This is a genomic window from Bartonella sp. AA18HLJMS, from assembly GCF_042197245.1.
Classification (GTDB): Bacteria; Pseudomonadota; Alphaproteobacteria; order Rhizobiales; family Rhizobiaceae; genus Bartonella.
The window spans coordinates 18679-42050 of sequence record NZ_JBHIRP010000005.1; the positions used below are offsets into that span (position 1 = coordinate 18679).

At 35.7% G+C, this 23372-nt stretch carries 13 protein-coding genes and 1 pseudogene; 13 read left to right on the top strand and 1 reads right to left on the bottom strand.

All coding sequences use genetic code 11. The features are described 5' to 3' along the window. Positions 1–4 precede the first annotated feature (4 nt). From nuoN to ACFINW_RS04395, 10 genes and pseudogenes are all read left to right on the top strand, one after another. Positions 5–1459, top strand: coding sequence for an NADH-quinone oxidoreductase subunit NuoN (gene nuoN, locus ACFINW_RS04350; RefSeq protein ID WP_375640709.1), 1455 nt, complete (start codon positions 5–7; stop codon positions 1457–1459). Then, positions 1459–2269 (top strand): annotated as a pseudogene (locus tag ACFINW_RS04355) (biotin--[acetyl-CoA-carboxylase] ligase). The gene nuoN and the pseudogene ACFINW_RS04355 overlap by 1 nt, the downstream one beginning before the upstream one ends. Positions 2270–2314: 45 nt before the next feature. Continuing rightward, positions 2315–3991, top strand: a complete 1677-nt coding sequence (locus ACFINW_RS04360) for a ribonuclease J (RefSeq protein ID WP_375673827.1) — start codon at positions 2315–2317, stop codon at positions 3989–3991. A gap of 203 nt (positions 3992–4194) precedes the next feature. Then, positions 4195–5520, top strand: a complete 1326-nt coding sequence (gene proS, locus ACFINW_RS04365; RefSeq protein ID WP_375640715.1) for a proline--tRNA ligase — start codon at positions 4195–4197, stop codon at positions 5518–5520. A gap of 11 nt (positions 5521–5531) precedes the next feature. Next, on the top strand, positions 5532–6800 hold the full coding sequence (locus ACFINW_RS04370) for a lipoprotein-releasing ABC transporter permease subunit (protein WP_375640720.1): 1269 nt from the start codon (positions 5532–5534) through the stop codon (positions 6798–6800). Continuing rightward, a complete protein-coding gene (locus ACFINW_RS04375) occupies positions 6800–7480 on the top strand; it encodes an ABC transporter ATP-binding protein (protein WP_375640725.1) in 681 nt (226 codons plus the stop codon). Before ACFINW_RS04370 ends, ACFINW_RS04375 begins: the two co-directional genes overlap by 1 nt. Before the next feature lie 65 nt (positions 7481–7545). After that, positions 7546–7833, top strand: coding sequence for a succinate dehydrogenase assembly factor 2 (locus tag ACFINW_RS04380; RefSeq protein WP_375621232.1), 288 nt, complete (start codon positions 7546–7548; stop codon positions 7831–7833). Positions 7834–7838: 5 nt separating this feature from the next. After that, complete coding sequence (gene mfd, locus ACFINW_RS04385; protein WP_375673829.1) at positions 7839–11327, top strand: transcription-repair coupling factor; 3489 nt, start codon at positions 7839–7841, stop codon at positions 11325–11327. Between the two features lie 242 nt (positions 11328–11569). Continuing rightward, positions 11570–12409, top strand: coding sequence for a hypothetical protein (locus ACFINW_RS04390; RefSeq protein WP_375640735.1), 840 nt, complete (start codon positions 11570–11572; stop codon positions 12407–12409). 1640 nt (positions 12410–14049) lie between these two features. Beyond that, positions 14050–14661 carry an invasion associated locus B family protein gene (locus ACFINW_RS04395; RefSeq protein ID WP_273791265.1) on the top strand — a complete coding sequence of 204 codons (612 nt, stop codon included), beginning with the start codon at positions 14050–14052 and terminating at the stop codon, positions 14659–14661. Between the two features lie 89 nt (positions 14662–14750). Here ACFINW_RS04395 and ACFINW_RS04400 read toward each other — a convergent pair whose 3' ends face one another. Then, positions 14751–17381, bottom strand: a complete 2631-nt coding sequence (locus tag ACFINW_RS04400; protein ID WP_375640740.1) for a ribonuclease E/G — start codon at positions 17379–17381, stop codon at positions 14751–14753. Between the two features lie 587 nt (positions 17382–17968). Between ACFINW_RS04400 and ACFINW_RS04405 the strand changes: the two genes are divergently transcribed. From ACFINW_RS04405 to prfB, 3 genes are all read left to right on the top strand, one after another. Then, complete coding sequence (locus ACFINW_RS04405) at positions 17969–19198, top strand: N-acetylmuramoyl-L-alanine amidase (RefSeq protein WP_375640745.1); 1230 nt, start codon at positions 17969–17971, stop codon at positions 19196–19198. A 168-nt stretch (positions 19199–19366) separates the two neighbouring features. Beyond that, on the top strand, positions 19367–21832 hold the full coding sequence (locus ACFINW_RS04410; RefSeq protein ID WP_375621237.1) for a penicillin-binding protein 1A: 2466 nt from the start codon (positions 19367–19369) through the stop codon (positions 21830–21832). 169 nt (positions 21833–22001) lie between these two features. Further along, positions 22002–23130, top strand: a protein-coding gene (gene prfB / locus ACFINW_RS04415) for a peptide chain release factor 2 (protein ID WP_375640750.1) whose coding sequence is annotated in 2 segments (ribosomal slippage) — positions 22002–22070 and positions 22072–23130 — 1128 coding nt in all. Because the reading frame shifts where the segments join, the coding sequence is not laid out codon by codon here. The last annotated feature ends 242 nt before the right edge of the window (positions 23131–23372 follow it).

Consider the following 23372-nt stretch of genomic DNA (forward strand, 5'->3'; position numbering starts at 1 on the left):
GCACATGCAAACTGAAATAATAGCGCAATTAGTCTTAATTCTTCCAGAACTTTTAATTGCATTAGGAGCTGTCGTGCTGCTTATGATTGGTGTTTATTCCAATACACGTGCTTCTTTAACAGTGACAGGTTTAGCCATAGCAATTCTTGTGGCAACCATTATTATTCTTATAATTTTTCCGAAAAATGGTTCATTTCAAACCAATGCGCTCGTTATCGATTCCTTTAGTCGTTATATGAAAATTTTAATGCTTATTGGTGCACTCTTTTCTCTTATCATGTCTGTTGGTTTTGCCAATGCACAAAAGTTTAATATATTTGAGTTTCCAGTACTTGTTCTTTTAGCAACCCTTGGAATGATGTTTATGATTTCAGCGGGTAATATGCTGTCGCTTTATATGGGGTTAGAGCTGCAATCTTTAGCTTTATATGTTTTAGCAGCGATTAATCGTAATAATGTAAAATCTTCTGAAGCCGGTATAAAATACTTTGTTTTAGGAGCATTATCTTCAGGTTTGCTTCTTTATGGTATTTCTTTGCTTTATGGTTTTACCGGTCAAATTGGTTTTCACGAAATTGCTCTTGCTTTAAAAGGCAAAAATGTACAATTGGGGGTCATTTTTGGAATTGTCTTTATTTTAGCTGGTTTGGCTTTCAAAATTTCTGCTGTTCCGTTTCATATGTGGACACCTGATGTTTATGAAGGAGCGCCCACACCGATTACAGCATTTTTTGCTGGTGCCCCTAAAGTTGCTGCAATGGCTTTAATCATCCGTATTATTGTGGTGACCTTTATTCCCCTAGGGCGTGTTGATAACGTGATGCCTGCATGGCAACAAATTTTGGTGTTCATGGCGATTGCATCAATGATACTGGGTGCTTTTGCTGCAATCGGTCAGAATAATATTAAGCGCTTAATGGCTTATTCGTCGATCAGTCATATGGGGTATGCACTTGTTGGTTTATCTGCTGGAGATATGCTTGGGATAAAAAGTGTTATCCTTTATATGACTATTTATCTTGGAATGACGCTTGGTTCATTTGCCTTTATTCTTGGAATGCGCTCTCAGAATGGAAATGTTGAAAATATTTATGATCTTTCAGGGTTAGCAAAGACGAATCCGTTTATGGCTGTTGTGATGACAATACAGCTTTTCTCTTTAGCCAGTATACCACCTATGGCTGGTTTTTTTGGAAAGTGGTATACCTTTTCCGCTGCTGTCCACGCTGGACTTACGCCACTTGCTGTCGTTGGGATGATAACGTCTGTCGTTGGGGCTTTTTACTATTTGCGAGTCATTAAAATTATGTGGTTTGATGATGCACAAGCGCATTTTGTTGCTTTATCGAAAGAGCTTCAATTTTGTCTTGGTCTTTCTGTATTCTTTATTTTATTTTACGCGCTTTTTGGAGTTTGGTTCGCTGAGCTAGCAGAAAAAGCAGCAACAGCATTGTTTTAATGAATATGGTTTATACTTTATCAGATTTTGCACAAAAACAGGGATACACTGTTGAAGCGTACGATAGTGTTGATTCAACAAATCTCATTGCGCAACGAAAAGCGCAAACTGGTCATCAAGGTAATCTTTGGATTGTTGCACAAGAACAATCACAGGGAAGAGCAAGAAGAGGGAGGACTTGGTCTAGTCCAAAAGGGAACCTTTATTCTAGTCTTTTATTAATTGATGATATTGTTCATCAAACTGCGGCTCAACTTGGTTTTGTTGCTGGAGTAAGTGTGGCAGAGGCAATAAAACAATTGATAAAAGAGGAAAAGCAGACAAACAATATTGTGAGCTTAAAATGGCCAAACGATATTTTGCTCAGAGGAGAAAAAAGCTCTGGAGTTTTGCTTGAGATTTTAAAATTGTCATCACAACAATATGCCTTGGTTATTGGTATTGGAATAAATGTGAAATATAATTATGAAGATGCGCCCTATTCCACTTCAAGCTTAAAGAATATCGGTTTGCATATTGATGCAGAACAATTATTTACGGTTTTGACGGAGTGTTTTTCTAAAAATTACCTTCTTTGGAAACAACCAAAAGGATGTGAAATAATCCGAAAAAAATGGCTTTTATACTCCGCTCATCTTGGGAAATATGTCAAAGTGGTGAATGATGAAAAAGTCATTGAGGGTATTTTTGATGGTCTTGATAGTGATTTTAACTGCATCATAAAGCAAAAAGACGGTCAGACAGCAATTATAACAGCTGGGGATGTTCATTTTGGTTTGGCTGATTCTGTCTAATGCAGGCCGTTGTTGAAAAATTATTTTATCATCAAATACCTTAATGATTTGGGAGATGTTTATGGTTGCAGCCAATAAGAATGAATTTGTTTTTTTACCTCTGGGAGGTGTAGGTGAGATAGGGATGAATTTAGCTGCTTACGGATTTGGTCCCCAAAGTCTTCGTGAATGGCTGCTGGTTGATATGGGGGTTAGTTTTGCTGGTTCTGAATTACCAGGTGTCGATCTTGTTTTGCCTGATATTCGTTTTCTAGAAAGTGAAAAACACAATATACGGGGTCTTGTTTTAACACATGCACATGAAGATCATTATGGGGCCGTTCTTGATTTATGTCCAAAGTTACAAGTACCAATTTACTGTACGCCTTTTACGGCAGGATTATTGGAAACTAAAAAACAATTAGATTTTGAATCTCAAAAAATTTTACTCAATATTTTTCAAGCTGGTGATTGTTTTCAGGTAGGTTCCTTTGCTGTAGAGGCTATAGCCGTTAACCATTCAATACCAGAATCTGTATCTTTAGCAATTACAACCTCTTTGGGGACTGTGATTCATACTGGTGATTGGAAAATTGATCATACCCCTTCACTCGGGGCTGTAACCGATGAAAAAAGATTTCGTGCTTTAGGCAAAAAAGGTATTTTAGCATTACTTTGTGATTCCACAAATGCATGTCGGGATGGTATCTCTCCTTCAGAACAGCAAGTTCAAGCCAGTCTTTCAGAGATTATTTCTAAAGCTGAAGGGCGCGTTGCGATAGCAACTTTTTCTTCTAATATTGGTCGGATACGTTCTATTGCTCTTGCAGCTGAAGCTGCTGGACGTAAGGTGCTTGTCATTGGGCGTTCCCTTAAGCGAAGTATTATGGTTGCACAAGAGCTTGGTTATATGAATGATTTAGCACCATTTGTAACGGAAGATGATTATGGCTACATCTCGCGAAAAGATCTTGTTTTAATTGTCACAGGGAGCCAAGGTGAGCCATGTGCTGCTTTGGCTAAACTGTCAGGTGATGGAATGAAAAATATTGCACTTTCCGCTGGTGATACCGTTATTTATTCATCACGAAGTATTCCAGGAAACGAAAAAGCGATTATTGAGGTACAAAATCGTTTCATTGATTTGGGTATTAAAATTATTACGAATGAAGATGCACTTGTTCATGTTTCAGGTCATCCCCGTCGTTCAGAACTTTTACAGATGTATGATTGGATAAAGCCACAAATACTTGTCCCTGTACATGGGGAAGCAATGCATCTTAAGGCTCAGGCAATTTTAGCACGTCAAGCGGGTATTAAAACTGTTATGGATATCAGAAATGGCTATATGTTACGTCTTGCACCAGAGCCTGTAGAAGTTATTGATCAAGTTCCTGTTGGCCGCATCTATAAGGATGGTTGCTTAATTGGAGATGAAGATGAATTAGGGATTCGTGAACGCCGTAAACTAAGTTATGCTGGTCATGTTACTATTTCTCTCCATATAAATAGTAAGCATGAATTATTAGGGGATATAGGTCTAACAACATTCGGGTTACCTGAAAGTAATGGAAAGGGGGAAAGTTTAAAAGATATTCTTTTAGATATCGTAGAAAACACAGTTTATAATATCCCACGCATGAAACAGAAAAATAATGAACTTATTCGAGAGGCAACACGACGTGCAGTAAGAGCGGCTGTTCATGAAATTTGGCAAAAAAAACCTATCTGTACAGTTTTTTTACATCGGTCAAAATAAAAGAACTTTTCTATTACGTTATTAAAAAAGAGAAGAGCATTTTTATTTTATTGCTAAATAAGAAAAATAGAGAATAAAGCACAATAAATTTTTAAATGATAAGATCGTTATATTTGCAAGTATTCAGAATGCGGCTATAGATGAATAGAGGGTGTGATAAATTGTTCCGATATGATATATCTGATTAGGAGTTAATTATTTCAATGCGTCTTTCTCAATATTTCCTTCCACTTTTAAAAGAGAATCCTAAAGAAGCAGAAATTGTTTCTCATCGCTTCATGTTGCGCGCTGGAATGATTCGACAACAAACATCAGGGATTTATTCTTGGCTTCCTTTGGGAAAAAAAGTGCTTGATAAAGTTTGTAAAATTATTCGTGAAGAGCAAGAACGTGCGGGTGCAATAGAAATATTGATGCCTACAATTCAGTCTGCTGATCTTTGGCGTGAAAGCGGTCGTTATGATGATTATGGTTTGGAAATGCTCCGCATTAAAGATCGTCAAAAGCGTGATTTACTTTACGGTCCAACCAATGAAGAGATGATAACAGATATTTTTCGCTCTTATGTTCGTTCTTATAAAGATCTTCCGCTTAATTTATATCATATTCAATGGAAATTTCGTGATGAAATTCGTCCACGTTTTGGTGTGATGCGAGCACGAGAATTTTTAATGAAAGATGCTTATTCTTTTGATCTTGATTATGAAGGCTCTGAAACATCTTATAATCGTATGTTTGTTGCTTATTTACGCACTTTTTCTCGCCTTGGCTTAAAAGCAATTCCTATGCGTGCAGATACAGGTCCAATAGGGGGGGAACTCAGTCATGAATTTATCATTTTGGCTGAAACAGGAGAGAGTGTTATCTTCTGTGATAAACAATTTCTTGAACTTACCATTCCTGATAGTTCAATCGATTTTAGTGATAAAGCTGTTTTAGATGATATTGTTAAGCAATGGACATCTTTTTATGCAGCAACGGAAGAAATGCATAATGAAGAGGAGTGGGCTAAAGTTTCTGATCATAATCGTCTTTCAGCGCGTGGTATTGAAGTAGGGCATATTTTCCACTTTGGTACTAAATATTCTACTCCAATGGGAGCAAAAGTTATGGGACAAGATGGAAAAGAGCATGTGGTCTCTATGGGATCTTATGGTATTGGGCCTTCGCGTCTTGTTGCGGCCGCTATTGAGGCTTCTCATGATGAAAATGGTATTATTTGGCCAAAGTCGATGGCACCGTTTGATTTTGGGATTATCAATATGAAGCCCGATGATGAAAAATGCACACAGGCATGTGAGTTTCTCTATCAGGGATTAAAGAAGGTTGGTTTTGATCCGTTATTAGATGATAGAAATGAACGCCCTGGATCAAAATTTGCAACAATGGATTTGATTGGTTTGCCAACGCAAATCATTGTTGGTCCTAACAGCATTGCACAAAATGAAGTTGAAATTAAAGATCGAAAAACAGGAATAAAAAAATCTCTAAAGGTTGAAGATGTGCTCAGCCAACTTTCTATAATTTAATAGGAAATATTATGAAGAGGCTGAAAAACAAATGCTTTTCATCTTATGAGTGGATGATCGCTTTTCGTTATATGATTCCCAATAAAAAACATGTCGTTGCATCTGTTATTTCAATTATTTCTCTTATTGGGATTATGTTGGGGGTATTTGCTCTGGTTGTTGTTATGGCGGTGATGAATGGCTTTCGTACAGAACTTCTCAATCGTATTCTTGGTATGAATGGGCATCTTATTATTCAAACAGTTGATTCTGGTTTTTCTGATTATAAGACTCTTATTTCTTCTTTAGAAACTACAAATGGTGTGAAGTTTGCTTTACCTGTTATTGAAGGTCAAGCGCTTGTTCAAGGTGAAGTTCAAGGTGGCTCTGGCGCGTTAGTTCGTGGTATGCGCAAACAAGATCTAGAAAAGCTTAAAACAGTCTCTCAAAACATTAAATTAGGATCGATTTCTCGGTTTGATCAAGAAGAAGGTGTTGCAATTGGAAGTGGCTTAGCAGAAAAATTAGGACTGACAGTTGGAAGAGATATTCGTATTATTACTCCAGATGGTGATGAGACTCCTTTTGGCGTTACCCCACGTGTGAAAGCTTATAAAGTCGTTGCTATTTTTGAAGTTGGTATGTCTGAATATGATTCAATATTTATCTTTATGCCTCTCCATGAAGCACAAATGTTTTTTAATTTGGGAGATAAGGTTCAGTCTTTAGAATTATTTCTAAATGATCCTGATGCTGTTGATCAAATAAAACCTGTTGTAGAAAAAGCAGTTGATCAACAGGTCTATTTAATTGATTGGCGTACACGCAATCAGGCTTTTTTTTCAGCCTTACAGATTGAACGAAATGTTATGTTTTTCATTCTTTCTCTGATCGTTCTTGTTGCTGCTTTAAATATTATTTCAGGGCTGATTATGCTTGTAAAAGATAAAAGTCATGATATTGCAATTTTACGCACGATGGGGGCTCAACAGAGTGCGATTTTGCGTATATTTATCATTACAGGAATGATGATTGGTTTTATTGGAACTATATTGGGGTTAGTTTTAGGTGTTATCGCGACCGCGAATATTAATCATATCCAAGATTTTATATCTTGGTTATTTAATGTCGACGTTTTTAATCCTCAACTTTATTTTTTAACAAAATTGCCTGCACAAATTGAGTGGAAACAGACCATCTTGGTTGCTATGATGGCTTTATTCTTGTCGTTTCTTGCTGCTCTCATTCCGGCATGGCGTGCTGCTAAGCTAGATCCCGTACAAGCTTTGAGGTATGAATAATGACAGCTATTTTAGAGCTTGTAGAGATTGAAAGACACTTTTTCGAGGGTCATAAGCCGCTCATTGTTTTAGATAAAGCGAATTTTACTCTTAATCGTGGAGAGCTTGTTGCACTTGTTGCACCATCTGGTGCTGGAAAATCAACACTTCTTCATATTGCTGGATTATTAGAAAAACCAACCGCTGGTGATGTGATGTTACGAGGTGTTTCTTGTGCAAAGCGTTCTGATAGTGAGCGAACAGCTATAAGACGAAATGATATTGGTTTTGTTTATCAATTTCATCATTTACTTCCAGAGTTTACGGCGTTAGAAAATGTCATGATACCGCAAATGATAGCAGGATTAAAAAAATCCATAGCAGAAGATCGTGCGTGCAAATTATTAACGTATCTGCGTATTTCTCATCGTGCGAACCATCGTCCCTCAGAGTTATCGGGAGGAGAACAACAACGTGTTGCTATTGCACGTGCAGTAGCAAATGGCCCTTCGGTTCTTTTGGCTGATGAACCTACAGGAAATCTTGATCCAGTAACTTCAGCTTATGTCTTTCAAGCTTTATCTATCCTTGTTCGTCAGTCTGGTCTTTCTGCTCTTATTGCAACACATAATTACGCTTTGGCTAAGCAAATGCATCGTCGAATTACACTTAAAGAACAAAAGATTATAGAACTTCCTTAAAGCAAGGTAAAAACTTTATACGACTAATTGAATAGTTTATATTACTTTATTCAAGGAGATTTTTTATGACAGTTTTTGTCGTTGACAAAAATCAATTAGATGCTCGTCGTCGTCGGTTGATTTTTCGTGCATGGCATCGCGGTATTCGTGAAATGGATCTCATTTTTGGGCATTATGTTGATGCTCATATCACTGAGATGAATGATAAAACGCTCTCTGAGCTTGAGTATATTATGTCTTTTGATGACCGTGATTTACTCACATGGATCACTGGAGAAATTTTGCCCCCCACTGAGGTCGATAGTCCACTTTTTCGTGATATTGCTAATTATCGTTTTTGCTTAAGTTATTGATTCCAATGCCTATATTTAAAAAAATTGTTATTCCCAAAAATAATTCTGTTCGTATGATTTTAGATGGCGTTACTGATGGATTTGAAGCCTTTGCGCTTGCTAAATTAAGTTCAGAAATTGCACAAGGTAAACCGCTCCTCTATGTTGTCCGTGACGGAACAAAAATTGCGCATTTACAACAAGTTTTAAATTTTATTGAACCCAATTTACCCGTACTTCAATTTCCTGCATGGGATTGTTTGCCTTATGATCGCGTATCACCAGGAATTGCTGTTATGGCACGTCGACTATCAACATTGGCACACATAGCAAATTTACGGAAAGATCCATATTCTGCAATTATATTAACAACAGCAAATGCAATTATGCAAAAGTTGCCTCCTCGTGAAATGATAGAAGCTCAGCTTATTCACGCACGTGTTGGCCAGCGCAATAACATGGGAAATCTTATTCAATTTCTAGAAACCAATGGTTTTGAACGCGTTACGGTTGTCCGTGATATTGGTGAGTTTGCTGTAAGAGGAGGAATACTTGATATCTTTTCTCCGATGGATGTTGAACCTTTACGCCTTGATTTTTTTGGAGATACCCTAGAAAGTATCCGCGTATTTGATCCAGAAAGTCAAAGGACAACAGGCCAAAAAACTGAACTTTTATTACAGGCAATGAGTGAGGTTGCTCTTACACCAGAACGCATCAGTCGTTTTAAAAGCAATTATACCCGTACATTTGGTGTATCACAAAAAAATAACATGCTTTATGAAGCAATTTCTCAAGGTCGGCGTTTTGCCGGTATGGAACATTGGCTTCCATTTTTTTATGAAAACCTTGATAGCTTTTTTGATCATTGTGGCAATTTACCGATAGTTTTTGAGCATCTCATAGAAGAAGTTTTCATTGAGCGCTATCGTCTTATTGAAGACTATTATAATGCACGCAAAGAGCGCGAAAGTGATGAAAAAAATTCTACTTCTTATCATCCAATAGATCCTAGTCTTTTTTATTTAACGCCAGAGCGTGTTTTGGAAGGTGCGCAACAATCTTCACAGCGTATTGATTTTTCTCCTTTTAATGTTCCACAAAGTTTGGAACAAACTGTTATTCACACAAATGTTAAACAAGGATATGATTTTGTAAAAGAGCGTAATGCGCAGGAAAAAAATGTTTTTTCAAGTGTTATTGATCATATCGCATCTTTACGCGCTGCTGGTAAAAAAGTGCTTTTAGCGTGTTGGAGTGAAGGATCTCTCAATCGTTTGTTACAAGTTCTCGATGAGCATGGATTGAAAAAAATAGATGTTGCAAAATCTTTGCAAACAGTCAAAGCAACACCTCGAGATCGCATATTAGCAGCTGTTATCATGATAGAACATGGTTTTGTGGCTGAAGATTTGGCTATTATTGCAGAGCAAGATATCCTTGGCGATCGTTTTATAAGATCGCCAAAGCAGCGTAAGAATAATACAAATTTTATTTCTGAAATTTCTGCTTTAAATTCTGGTGATATTATTGTGCATATCGACCACGGTATTGGCCAATTTGTTGGTCTTAAAACCATCAGAACCACTGGAATTTTACGAGACTGCCTTGAAATTAGATATGCTGGAGGTGATTTACTCTTTTTACCTGTTGAAAATATTGAGCTTCTCTCACGTTATGGCTCAGAAGGAACAGAGGTAACTTTAGATAAATTAGGAGGTGTTGCTTGGCAAGCACGTAAAGCTCGGCTTAAAAAACATTTATTGGAAATGGCAGGGCAATTAATCCGTATAGCTGCAGAGCGTATGACTCGTGCTGCGCCTGCTTTACTTCCACCAATTGGACCATTTGATGAGTTTGTTGCTTGCTTTCCCTATGAAGAAACGGAAGATCAAATGAATGCAATTGATGCTGTTTTGGACGATCTAGCCTCAGGCAAGCCGATGGATCGCTTGATATGCGGTGATGTTGGTTTTGGAAAAACTGAAGTAGCCATTCGAAGTGCTTTTGTTGCAGCATTAAATGGATATCAGGTTGCTGTTGTTGTACCGACAACTTTGCTTTCACGTCAACATTACAAAACATTTATTTCGCGTTTTCAAGGATTACCGGTTAAAATTGGACATGCTTCGAGGCTTGTAAAAGCGAAAGAACTTGCACGAGTAAAAAAAGGTGTTTCAGATGGTACAATCGATATTGTCATTGGAACCCATGCATTATTAAGTGGTGCAGTTAATTTTTTACGGTTAGGCCTTCTTATCATTGATGAGGAACAGCATTTTGGTGTCAAACACAAAGAGCGTTTAAAAGAGCTTAAAAGTGATATTCATGTTCTCACACTTTCAGCAACTCCCATACCACGCACTTTAGGGTTAGCTTTATCGGGTGTACGTGAACTTTCATTGATAACAACCCCCCCCATTGATAGAATGGCGGTTCGTACTTTTATTTCACCCTTTGATGCACTTGTTATACGAGAGACCCTGCTTCGAGAATATTATCGTGGTGGACAAAGTTTCTATGTTTGTCCTCGTATTTCAGATTTAGCTTTTGTAGAAGAATATCTCAAAACACATGTGCCAGAACTGAAATTCGTTGTGGCTCATGGACAAATGCCGGCTGGACAACTTGATGATATCATGAATGCATTTTATGATGGACAATATGATGTGCTGCTCTCAACAACCATTATTGAATCAGGTCTTGATATTCCAACAGCAAATACCCTAATTGTGCATCGTGCTGAGATGTTTGGCCTTTCTGCCCTTTATCAGTTACGTGGTAGGGTAGGACGTTCAAAACAACGTGCTTATGCTCTCTTTACATTTCCTGCTGGTAAAGTTTTAACAACTGCTGCTGATCGCCGTCTTAAAGTGTTACAATCTCTTGACACCTTAGGGGCCGGTTTTCAATTGGCAAGCCATGACATGGATATCCGCGGTTCAGGCAATTTTTTAGGTGAAGAGCAATCGGGGCATATCAAAGAAGTTGGATTTGAACTCTATCAAAAAATGCTTGAAGAAGCTGTTGCTGAATTAAAAGATGGAGAGCTAAATGAAGATAAGCAATGGTCTCCTCAAATTTCCCTTGGTACAACAGTTATGATACCAGAAAGTTTCGTGCCTGACTTATCATTACGTATGGGACTTTATCGTCGTTTAACAGAACTTGATGATTTAGAACAAATTGATGAATTTGCAGCGGAATTAATTGATCGCTTTGGTCCTTTGCCCCTTGAGGTTCAACATCTTCTTAAAGTCTTTCATATTAAAACATTGTGTCGAAAAGCACATGTAGAAAAATTAGATGTTGGACCAAAGGGGATTGTCATACAGTTTCGTAATAACTATTTCGCAAATAGTGTTGCTCTTGTTCAGTGGGTGGGAAAACAAGGTACAATGGCAAAAATTCGACCAGATCAAAGTATTGCTCTTATTCGTGATTGGTCCTCAGCGGATGAAAGGCTTGTTGGAGCAGCGAATATTATGACACAGCTTGTCGAAATGGCAGAATAACATTCTGTTTAAAAAATTTCTTTATTGTTTCAGAACTGTTACTCATTTTTATAAAATCATTCTGAATAAACTTTAAGTTTATAATAAAGAACCTTTTATATATTTATTTGGTTGTTATTATATACGTATTGATATAATGAAGAAAATAGATTAGACGGTTTAACTGCAATAAATAGCACTTTCAATATAATAAGCTAATAAGCTCCTGTAAATTTTTTAGAAAGAATTTAGCTAAAGATAGCATGCTTTCTTCATTACAAAAGTGTCTAACTATCGTTTTTTTGTTACTCACTTTAATATATGGCGTAAAAAACGCTTATGCTGAGTTATCTTCTGATGAACAATACCAACATTTAAAAAACAAAAGAAAGAATATTAAAGAGAGCATACAATTTATTGAAGAAAGTATATCTCATTTGGATATTTGGGAAAAAAATATTTCTAAAGCAGAATACTATGAGCGTTTACAGGAACGGAATAAGTTATATAAAAAACTGAAAACTCTGAAGGATGAATATTATAATCTTGGTTCGAAATTACAGGATCTAGCTGAAAAAAAACAAAAAATTATCTCTAGAATACATATAGCGAGAGAGTATGAAGTAGGGGAGTATGAAGAAAAGTTGATTAAAGCAAAAGATTATTTAAAAAAAACTCAAACGTTTAATGAATGGGGAATGAATGAGAAAAGTGGAGGTGATGATGAGATAATGAAAAATTATCTCATATTTATTATTGCTTGCAATACGTTAGCGGATATATTGCAAAGTGATATAGGTGCTATTTTGCGCAAAGATTTTGATTGGAAAGATAAAGATTTTAGTTGGGCTAAAGGCGCAAATAATTCAATAAGTCCTAGTTTAGTCAGGGATATTAAAGAATTACTAACAGATGGCTCTTATAGTTATGAAAAACAAATATTTGACGATATAAAAAATAGTCTTACAGAAGATAATTGGTTTGTAAAAAGTGCACCTAAGCTTTGTAATGCCATTAAAGAAGTACATAATATAATGCTTCCAAACAAGAAAAAGAATATTATAGATCGTATGCGTTTTCATGTTGAAGAATTATTCAATTAAAAATTATTTATTTGATTTATGTTGAATTATATTCAAAATAGAAAAATACTTAATTTTTCGTAACGGTATAGTTTAGAAAATTCATAAAAAATAATGCTATAAGAATAGCCAATTAAAAATTTACTCATATAAATACAGAGAAATTAAGATTATATACTAAATAATATTTAAAATATATTTTAATTTTTTGTTTTTAATTATTATTTATAATAAAGTAATTTTATGCACATAAGATATTATATATTGTTCTTATCATATAAGATTTAATATATATATTAAATAATAAAATCATATATCTTTTTTATGTTTTCTTTTTATGCATAATTTTTTGTGCTTGTAGTTTTTTATTTTTATCTGTTTAATTATTTTAATGACGATACATCTCATATCATAAATCTTGTTTCATTAATATGATAAGAGAGCTATTTTATAGCTCTAAGTTGTGTTATATAGAGAAACAAAATGATATTTTTAATTCATTTTTTTCTTAAAACTTAAATCATTAACGATTTATATCTTTGATATTGTGAAAGATAAAAAGAATTTATCATTTTAGTAGATTCTTTTATTTAAGAAATAACTTAAAAGAAATTGATAAAAGCTATATTTTTTATTCACGTTATAAAACTGAGAGATGATATTCGTACAGAAGTGCAATAATAGATGTTTAATATATGAGCATAAATTTATTATGGCTTTAGGCACGTGAGATGATTCATAGGGAGGGTTTCCTTTGTTCAGTAGTTTTATCTATAAAACTAACTCCGCTTGTGATGTACAAGTGGATAAATTTTATTGATTCAACATAAGAGAGGTTTGCGCTATTAGGATCTTTCATACAATATAGAAAAAAGATAAATTATTATTATAAATTAATATGTTATTATATTTTAAGAAAGTTTATTATAAATAAAATATTTTCAGCAGTTATAGATTTTCTCTCTAAGAAAATGTGTTGTTTAATTAAGAAAAAAGCACTTCTTTAGTAGCGTATTTTTAAACTAAACTGTTTAGTTAAACGCTATGGAATATAAAATTTTTATTACAAAAGCGTATCACTATTATTTTGTAAACAAGGGCAGAAAATTGTTCATTAGCAAAAAGCTCTCTTACAATTATGCAGAAATTTTAGACAATCAGTGGTTTTAATTCATTAAATGTTTCAATAATATCGTAGATGATTTTGTTTTTGTGTATCACACAAGGAAAACAGTAAAATTTATCTGATATTTTGGAGCTTCATGCATTGCAACACCTGTTGCAAAGGTTCTATAAGCTTAACATGAAGAGTAATAAATGTAAAAATTTTAATTAGTAAGTTTTTTAGAGTAGTATCAGAGTTTATTTTAATTAATATTGCAATATTGATTCGTTTGTGTAATCTTAGTTTAAGTGCACAGAGGTGTTTTATGGATAGATTGCATCAAATACCAATGTGATGAAGAGGGGAAATGATATGAGTGTATAAAAATTAGAATGGCTCGTCGTATTTTTTCTCTAAATTTGACTTTTTTTTTTATATTGAAGTAAAAATAGTAAAATTAATTGTTATTTCATTATAATTTAATAAATTAAGTTGGAATTATATTTAATATTTTTTTGAAGTTACTTAAGAGCGCGTTGAAAGGATTAACTTAATCATGTCGCATAAAAATGTTTATTCTGCTGTTTCAGTATTAGTTGGAGCCGCTGCCCTTTTTCTTATAGCTGGTATTTCTGCAAATGCGCAAACTTTATCACAAGGTTGGTACAAAGTTTGCAGTAAGCAGCATGATGTTGATATTTGTAATACAATGAATACTGTATTATCGAATACGGGACAACCTTTAACGGCTTTTAATCTTGTTGAAATAAAAGGGAAGCAAAATGAGAAACGTATAGGTATTCAAGTGCCTACAGGTCGTTTTTTGCCAGAAGGTGTTCACATTAAAATTGGTGACGAGTTCTCTAAAAAAATTCCTTATATTATTTGTAATGGACCAAGTTGTATTGCTAATGATGTCTTAGATGATAAGCTTATAGCAGCTATGAAAAGTGGTACAAAAATGGTTGTAACCACAGTTAATTTCCGTGGTTCAGCTAATCCTATTGAATTTTCTCTTAATGGGTTTACAGCAGCCTATACCGGTCCTGGTATGGAGGAAAAAGATTTCCAACAAGAACAAATAAAGCTGCAGCAAGCTATTCAATCAAAGCAAAAAGAAATTGAAGAGCGTATGCGGGCTGAGCAAGAAAAAGCGAAACAAAAGTAATAAAACCACACCATAAAAGTTGGTCAAAACGTTTTCTATAATTGTTTATTTGAACCGCCACAGTTTTCTGTGGCGGTTTTTTTTAATCCTTAATTTTTCGAAAGAATTCTGCGTTTCCACCAACCAATACGTTCAGTTTTGGAAGAATCATTAGGCGTTGATGAAATAACAACGGATTGATTAATTGTTTCTTCAATTTGGGAAGGAGAGGTTTCGATAACTTTCTCCATCTCGATTACAGTTTCTTGCTCTAATATTTTTTGTATTTGCGTTGTCTCTTTAGAAGATGATTTTTTACGTGTTCCACGTGTTGATTTTTTACTCTTTTCAAGAGCTTTATCTTCTACCTCATGAATAGCTTTGTCTGCTTTTTTTGTTTTAGTTTTACGCACCGGACTGGTTGTAGGTTTTTTTTCAAGAGATTTTTGTTCTGCAATATTTTGATCATTCTCTAAAGAAAGTTGATTTTCTACTACTTTTGAAGAACGTGTTTTACGTTTTTTAGGTTTAATACTTGTATCATTTTTTTCAGATTCACTCTGTTGTTGTATATCTAGAGTTTGTGTATTATTTTTTGTTTCTTCAAGTTCAAAAGATTTAGCAGGTGAAACACGACGTTTGCGATGCGCTGCTTTAATTTCTGCTAAAGCTTGCTTAGCAAAATCTCCCACTGGTTCTGCATAAGGAACGCGAATCTGATGAAAACTATTATCTTGATTGCGTCGACCACCACGACGTCCTCGACGACGTCCTCGACGATAAGAATCATCATTCAAGGTATCTTCTTTTTTATGAACGTTGGAGAGAGAATGATCAGTAATTTCACCGTGACGATTTTTGCGCCGACGCTTTTGATTTGTTTCAATGGGAGAAGGATTTTCAATAGATTCACTCTTTATGAAAACAGAATCTTCAATTTCTTGCTTATTGTCATCTTCCAATGAAGATTGAGAAATTCTCTCTGCTATTGAGCCTTTAGAAATAACAAGATGTTGTGTTCCAATACTATCATCTGCTTCAATACTAATATTAAGTTTAAAGCGAGCTTCTAAATTAACAAGAATATTGCGTTTATGATTTAATACATAAAGCGCTGTTGCTACGGGGGTGCGCACGATAATATTATGTTGCGAATTATGAAGAAGATATTCTTCAATTGAGCGCATGACATGTAACGCAATTGATGATTCAGAACGTATATTTCCTGTTCCTGCGCAATGTGGGCAGGGCTGTGTCGTACTTTCTAAAACCGATATGCGAATACGTTGACGACTCATTTCTAAAAGGCCGAAGTGTGAAATATGACCTACTTGAATACGAGCACGATCGTTTTTTAAACAATCTTTTAATTTTTTTTCGACCAGCTTCACATTGCGTTCTTCAAGCATATCAATAAAATCAATCACAATTAAACCAGCAAGGTCACGCAAGCGTAATTGACGCGCTACTTCTTCAGCAGCTTCAAGGTTAGTTTGTAAGGCTGTCTTTTCAACAGAGAATTCTTTCGTAGAGCGGCCAGAATTTACGTCAATAGCAACAAGTGCTTCTGTTTGATTAATAACAAGATAACCACCAGATTTTAAAGAAACCTGTGGTTGCAACATTTTATCAAGTTGAATTTCAATATTATTTCTTGCAAAAATGGGCGTAGGATCACGGTAAGGTTGCACAACTTTTGCATGACTTGGCATGAGCATACGCATAAAGTCTTTCGCTTCACGATATCCTTGGTCTCCAGAGACAAGAATTTCACTAATGTTCTTATTATAAAGATCTCGTATAGAACGCTTGATGAGATTGCTTTCTTCATGGACAAGGCATGGCGCCGTTGACTCGAGTGTCAAAGTGCGAATAGTGTCCCATAACCGCATAAGATATTCATAATCACGTTTAATTTCAGCTTTTGTTCTATTGGCACCAGCGGTTCGTAAGATAACGCCCATACCTTTTGGAACGGCTAATTCTTTTACGATTTCTTTAAGACGCTTACGGTCTTGTACGTTCGTAATTTTTCGTGAAATACCACCACCACGTGCTGTGTTGGGCATTAGAACAGAGTAACGACCAGCTAGAGATAGATATGTTGTAAGGGCAGCACCTTTATTACCACGCTCTTCTTTGATAACTTGTACCAACAAAATTTGACGTCGTTTAATGACTTCTTGAATTTTATACTGGCGCCCTTGTTTTCTTTGATAAATTGGGAGCTCTTCACGGATGTCCTCAGCACCGACCATTTCAATCTCATCATAAGAGATATCAGCATTTAATGCTTCTTCTGTATTATCAATTATTATCGCTTCAGATGTGATATCATTTTCAATATCGGCTGCTATAACATTGTTTTTTTCACTTTTTTTTGTTCTTCTGGAGCGTTTTTTATTTTTAGTTGCTTCTTCCGTAAAGGTATCTACAGAATTTTCTCCTACAGCTTCTTTTTCTTCTTCTTCAAGAAGAGCAAGGCGATCAGCAATAGGAATTTGATAATAATCAGGATGAATTTCAGAAAATGTTAAAAAACCATGTCGGTTTCCACCATATTCAACAAAAGCCGCTTGGAGAGACGGTTCTACACGCGTAATACGTGCGAGATAAATATTCCCCTTGAGCTGTTTTCTATGTTCTGATTCAAAATCAAGTTCTTCAATTTTGTTGCCGTGAACAACAACAACACGTGTTTCCTCCGGATGGGAGGCATCTATAAGCATTTTGTTTGACATAAGTTAATATCCTGAAGGCGACATGCACAATTTTATTCAAACGAACGCTATAACTATTCGTAAACATAAAAGGCTGTCTGCCATAAAAGGGAGGTACCAGAAAAACAGGACGGAACACCACGTGCAAAGGCATGACTGCATTTACACCATTTCTCATCATTATTTCCATCTGTTTTTTATGACTCATATTTTCTTAAAAGTCTCCGGTAAAATAATCTTTAAAACAGTTCGGATATCCGAACCAACGAATCTTAAGTAATGCAATCCTAATGTTACAACATAGAAATTTTTCATCCATAAAAAAGTCTCAACGCATAATAGACAAAAAACCTCTAAAGACAACTTAATATGAGTTACAGATAATTTAGATGACTATTATCAGCTAGGAAGCATAAATATTCTTTTATGTTGATATCATGCGTTTGGCAAGTAACAATGTAAATCATGTATAATTATAATATCTTTATGCCCTTAATTTCGTTTTGAGGTGTTTATTTAGCTTTTATTGAAAAATAGATAATAAATTGGTGTATCATTTTATGTAAACAAGATAAATTATTACAAAGGTAATGTAGAGTATTTTGCTTATGATAAGAGTTTTTTTTACCAAAAAGCTGAAAACAGCTTATGGGGATGTTATTGTGCTCGTCACATACTTTTTATTATCTTTTTTGCTACTCCAAACTAGTGTTCAAGCCGCAGATCCTCTGAGACTTATTAATTTTCGAACCATTGGTGATAGTGTTCATACGCGTATTATTGCGGTTTTTAATTCAAAACCAAATGTTCGTTTACAGATTTTGGACAGGCCCGCACGTTTGGTTATCAATTTACCTACAATTGACTTTTCGATGCAAAATACGCCTTTAAAGAAACGGAATACATTATCCGTTATGCTTTCAGATGTGCGTTATGCTTTCTCTGACATACAGACTTCACGCATTATTTTGACAAGTAAAACGGCTTTTGTGGTTGAAAAAAATGTCGTAAAAAAATTAAATAATGGTTTATGGCAGTTGCTGATTGATATTCGTAAAAGTACACAAGAAAAATTTGATGAGATATTAAAAAAACAGCAAAGAAGCAATTTTGATACAAAAACACAGTTAATGCCAGCATATAATTTCCGTGTTGTTCTTGATCCTGGTCATGGTGGTATTGATGGTGGTGCACGGGGTGTTACTGGAATTTTAGAAAAAGATGTGACTTTAGACTTTGCGCGTGCATTGCGAGACGAATTACAAAAGGATTCTCATATTACCGTTGCTTTAACACGAGATTCCAATATTTTTTTAAGACTAAGTGAAAGAGTTAAAAAAGCGCAAGAGTTTGATGCTGACCTTTTTATATCTATTCACGCAGATACGATTGATCTACATTCTCTTCGCGGTGCCACAGTGTATACCATATCAGATAAAGCCTCTGATGCCATTGCAAAATCTTTAGCTGAAAGTGAAAATAAAGTTGATTTGCTTGATGGTTTGCCTGCAGATGAAACGCTCGAAGTTACAGATATTTTGATGGATCTTACACGACGTGAAACACATACATTTTCGGTTAATTTTGCAAATAGTGTTATTTCAAGTTTATCAAAGAATCATATTAACTTGATTAATAACCCACATCGGTATGCTAATTTTCAAGTTTTAAGAGCTTCAGATATACCCTCAGTCTTGATAGAGATAGGTTATTTATCCAATAAAGAGGATGAAAAGTTATTAAATGATCCTCATTGGAGAAAACAAATGGCAGCCTCTATTGCTCATTCTATTCGTCAATTTGCTGATTATAGGCAGAAAATGATACAGCCTCTTTAAATTTATGAGAAAATAGAGTATCAATATGGGCTTCTAATGTACCCTGGTATAAATAAAAGATAGAAAACAATTTCTCTTGATCTCAATCTTGTGGTGATATCCACTTGGTGTGTTTGAAGTAACGTATTTTTTCTTTAATTAATTCTTAAGAAAGCGATAGCCATTTTTATGATGATTTTTTTAAGATATCTTCTTCGTTTTTTTATTGCTATTGGACTTTATGGTGCAATAACGTGGGGTGTTATGACCAGTGGTCAAGCAAATGCACTCCCTGATTATGAAGTTCTTTCACTTTATGAGCCGCCGGTAATGACCCGTGTCCATGCTTCTGATGGCCGTCTTATGGCAGAGTTTGCAACAAAACATCGCCTCTATTTACCGATTCAATCAATACCAAAGCTTGTTATAAATGCTTTCATTTCGGCTGAAGACAAAAACTTTTATCATCATTTTGGTTTAGATCCTGAAGGACTTTCTCGAGCTTTGATCAATAATATTCGTAATATTGGTTCTGGAAGACGTCCAGAGGGTGCATCAACTATAACGCAACAAGTCGCTAAAAACTTCCTTTTAAGTTCAGAAACAACGTTAGAACGTAAATTTAAGGAAGCTATTTTAGCAATGCGTATTGAGAAAACTTATTCAAAAGATCATATTCTCGAGCTTTATCTCAATGAAATTTATCTGGGTCGTGGCACTTATGGCATAGCTGCTGCTTCTTTGACTTATTTCAATAAATCCGTCAATGACCTGACGCTAGAACAATGTGCTTATTTGGCTGCTCTTCCAAAAGGACCAGCAAATTATGATCCATTTAAGAATACACAACGTGCTATTGATCGGCGTAATTGGGTTATAGACCGGATGATTGCAAATGGATATGTAACGCGTGAACAAGGTGAAAAAGCGAAAGCTAAACCTTTAGGAGCGACAATCCGTGGGAGTGATAGCTATGTTTTTGCAGCTGATTATTTTACTGAAGAAGTACGGCGTCGTTTAATACATCGCTATGGGGCTAAAACACTTTATGAAGGTGGGCTTTCCATTCGTACAACGCTTGATCCGCATTTACAACTTATTGCGCGACGTGCTTTGCACGATGGATTAATTAGATTTGATCATGCGCAAGGATGGCGTGGAGCTTATGCGCATATTGATGAGAAAGGTGATTGGGGGGCAGAACTTGCAGATATCATAGGGCTAAGTGATGTTCCTGAATGGCGTTTAGCTGTTGTTCTTTCTACTAATCCCAACAAAGTAGAGATTGGTTTACAGCCACAGCGCGAAGCTTCAGGTATATTATCAAAAAAACGGGAAATTGCTGTTTTATCTGAAGCTAATTCAAAATGGGCACTCCATGTTGTAAAAGAAAATGGTTATCGAAAAACTGTTCAGAATTTATCTCATGTTCTGCAAGTTGGGGATGTCATTTTTGTTGAAAAACTATCCAATACAAACAACACTTATCGTTTACAACAAATTCCAAAGGTTGAAGGTGCAATTGTTGCTATGGAACCTCATACAGGGCGCGTTCTTGCTATGGTGGGAGGATTTTCTTTTGCCGCATCTGAATTCAATCGTGCAACCCAAGCTTACCGCCAACCGGGGTCTGCTTTTAAGCCTTTTGTTTATGCAGCAGCTCTTGATAACGGATATACACCAGCATCCGTTGTTTTAGATGGCCCCATTGAAGTTCGTCAATATAATGGTGAAGTTTGGCAACCCAAAAATTATGGTGGTACCTTTGCAGGACCTTCAACGTTGCGTTATGGTATTGAGCATTCTCGTAATCTTATGACAATACGGCTTGCCAATGATATGGGAATGCCTCTTGTCGCTGAATATGCAGAACGCTTTGGGGTGGTAGATAAATTGCAGCCTTATCTTCCCATGGCTTTAGGGGCTGGTGAAACAACAGTATTACGGATGGTTACAGCTTATTCCGTTATTGCCAATGGCGGACGCTCTATTAAACCTTCTCTGATAGACAGAATTCAAGATCGTTATGGGAAGACAATTTATCGTCATGATGATCGTATTTGCGAAAATTGTAATACGAATTCATGGAATAATCAAAGTGAGCCCACATTGATTGATGAGCGAGATCAAGTTCTTGACCCTATGACAGCTTATCAAATTACCTCGATGATGGAAGGGGTTGTTCAGCGTGGTACTGCGGCACGTTTACGTTATCTTAATCGACATATTGCCGCTAAAACAGGAACAACCAATGACTCTAAGGATGTCTGGTTTATGGGATTTACTCCTGACATTGTCGTTGGTATTTTTGTCGGTTATGATCAACCAGCTTCGTTAGGATATAATGGAACAGGAAGTTCATTAGCTGCACCTATTTTTGGTGATTTTATGGCAGATGCTCTTAAAGGGAAGCCAGATGTTCCCTTTAAGATGCCAAAAGGTATGATTTTAATGCCAATTAATCGGAAAACAGGAATGCTTGCCGAAAGAGGAGATCAAGATGTCATTATAGAAGCATTTAAACCAGGGACTGGTCCTGCTGATATATATCAAGTTATTGGGAGTACAAATTCTTTTCAAGAAGGTGTTCCTGCAGTAACGACTTCTCCACAAGTCAACAAAGCACTTGAAAGTGGGACAGGTGGCCTGTATTAATCGACAAAATCTCCTTTTGCCATGAGTCATGGTTTTTATCTTTTTTTACAATGTCGGTTCTATAAATAGAGTGATAGAACTGTACCATTTTCTGATAGCAGCTATTAAATTTGTATAAAATGCTAAGAGACACAACCAAAAAGAGTTTTTTAAAATACGGTGTTAAATTATGCGAGCAGAAATAGAAACATTAGTTGATGAAATCCAGAAAGCAATACAATTGCTAAGGGGGCATCTTTGACTGGGATCAATCACTAAAGCGTCTTGAATATCTTAATCAAAAAGCGGAAGATCCATCATTATGGGATGATGCACAACGAGCACAGGATATGATGCGTGAGCGTCAACGTCTTGATGATTCAATCAATGGTCTTTTATCATTTACAAAAACACTTGAAGAATGCATTGAGCTTATTGCGATGGGCGAAGAAGAAAGTGATGTGGAAATTATCGCTGATGCAGAAAGATCAATACGTAATCTTAAAAATGAGATAGATAAAAGGCAAATTGACGTACTTCTTTCAGGAGAGGCAGATCCGAATGATACCTATTTAGAAGTTCATGCTGGAGCAGGGGGAACAGAAAGCCAAGATTGGGCTTCTATGCTCTTACGTATGTATATGCGATGGGCTGAACAGCATGAAATGAAGGTTGAGATTTTAGAAATTCATGATGGAGAAGAGGCAGGAATAAAGTCAGCGACTATTCTTGTAAAAGGGCATAATGCTTATGGAATGTTAAAAACAGAATCAGGTGTTCATCGCTTAGTGCGGATTTCTCCATTTGATTCGAATGCAAAGCGCCATACCTCTTTTGCGAGCATTTGGGTTTATCCAGTTATTGATGACAATATTGAAGTTGATGTTTCAGAGGCAGATGTGCGTATTGATACATATCGTGCATCTGGAGCAGGAGGACAACATGTTAACACGACAGATTCTGCTGTTCGCATCACACATATAAAAACGGGTATTGTTGTTCAATGTCAAACAGAGCGTTCTCAACATAAAAATCGCGCTACGGCTTGGTCGATGTTGCGTGCACGGCTTTATGAAGAAGAGCTTAAAAAAAGAGAAGAAGAAACCAATGCTGCTGAATCTTCTAAAACAGAAATCGGATGGGGACATCAAATTAGATCTTATGTTCTTCAACCCTATCAGCTTGTCAAAGATTTGCGTACAGGAATTGAAAATACGGATCCACAATCCGTACTTAATGGTAATTTAGATGCATTTATAGAGGCAGCACTCGCACGGCGCATTTATGGACAAGACAAAAAAATTGAGGATATTCGTTAATTACATATCCTTCCTTCAAGCCATGTAGATTTTTTCTTAAGCTGTTCGTTTTATGGATGCTGTGATGTTATATAGCCTTTGATACTTTAAAGGTTTAAAGGTTTAAAGGGGGATTTTCTTGTTCCTTTCTTCAACTTTTTCTCACACGCTAATTCTGCTTATGATATTGCAAGTGATAGGAAGAATCTGAAATCAGAAAATTTTGCGATATTCGGGGGACTAATATAAATGTAAAACAATTC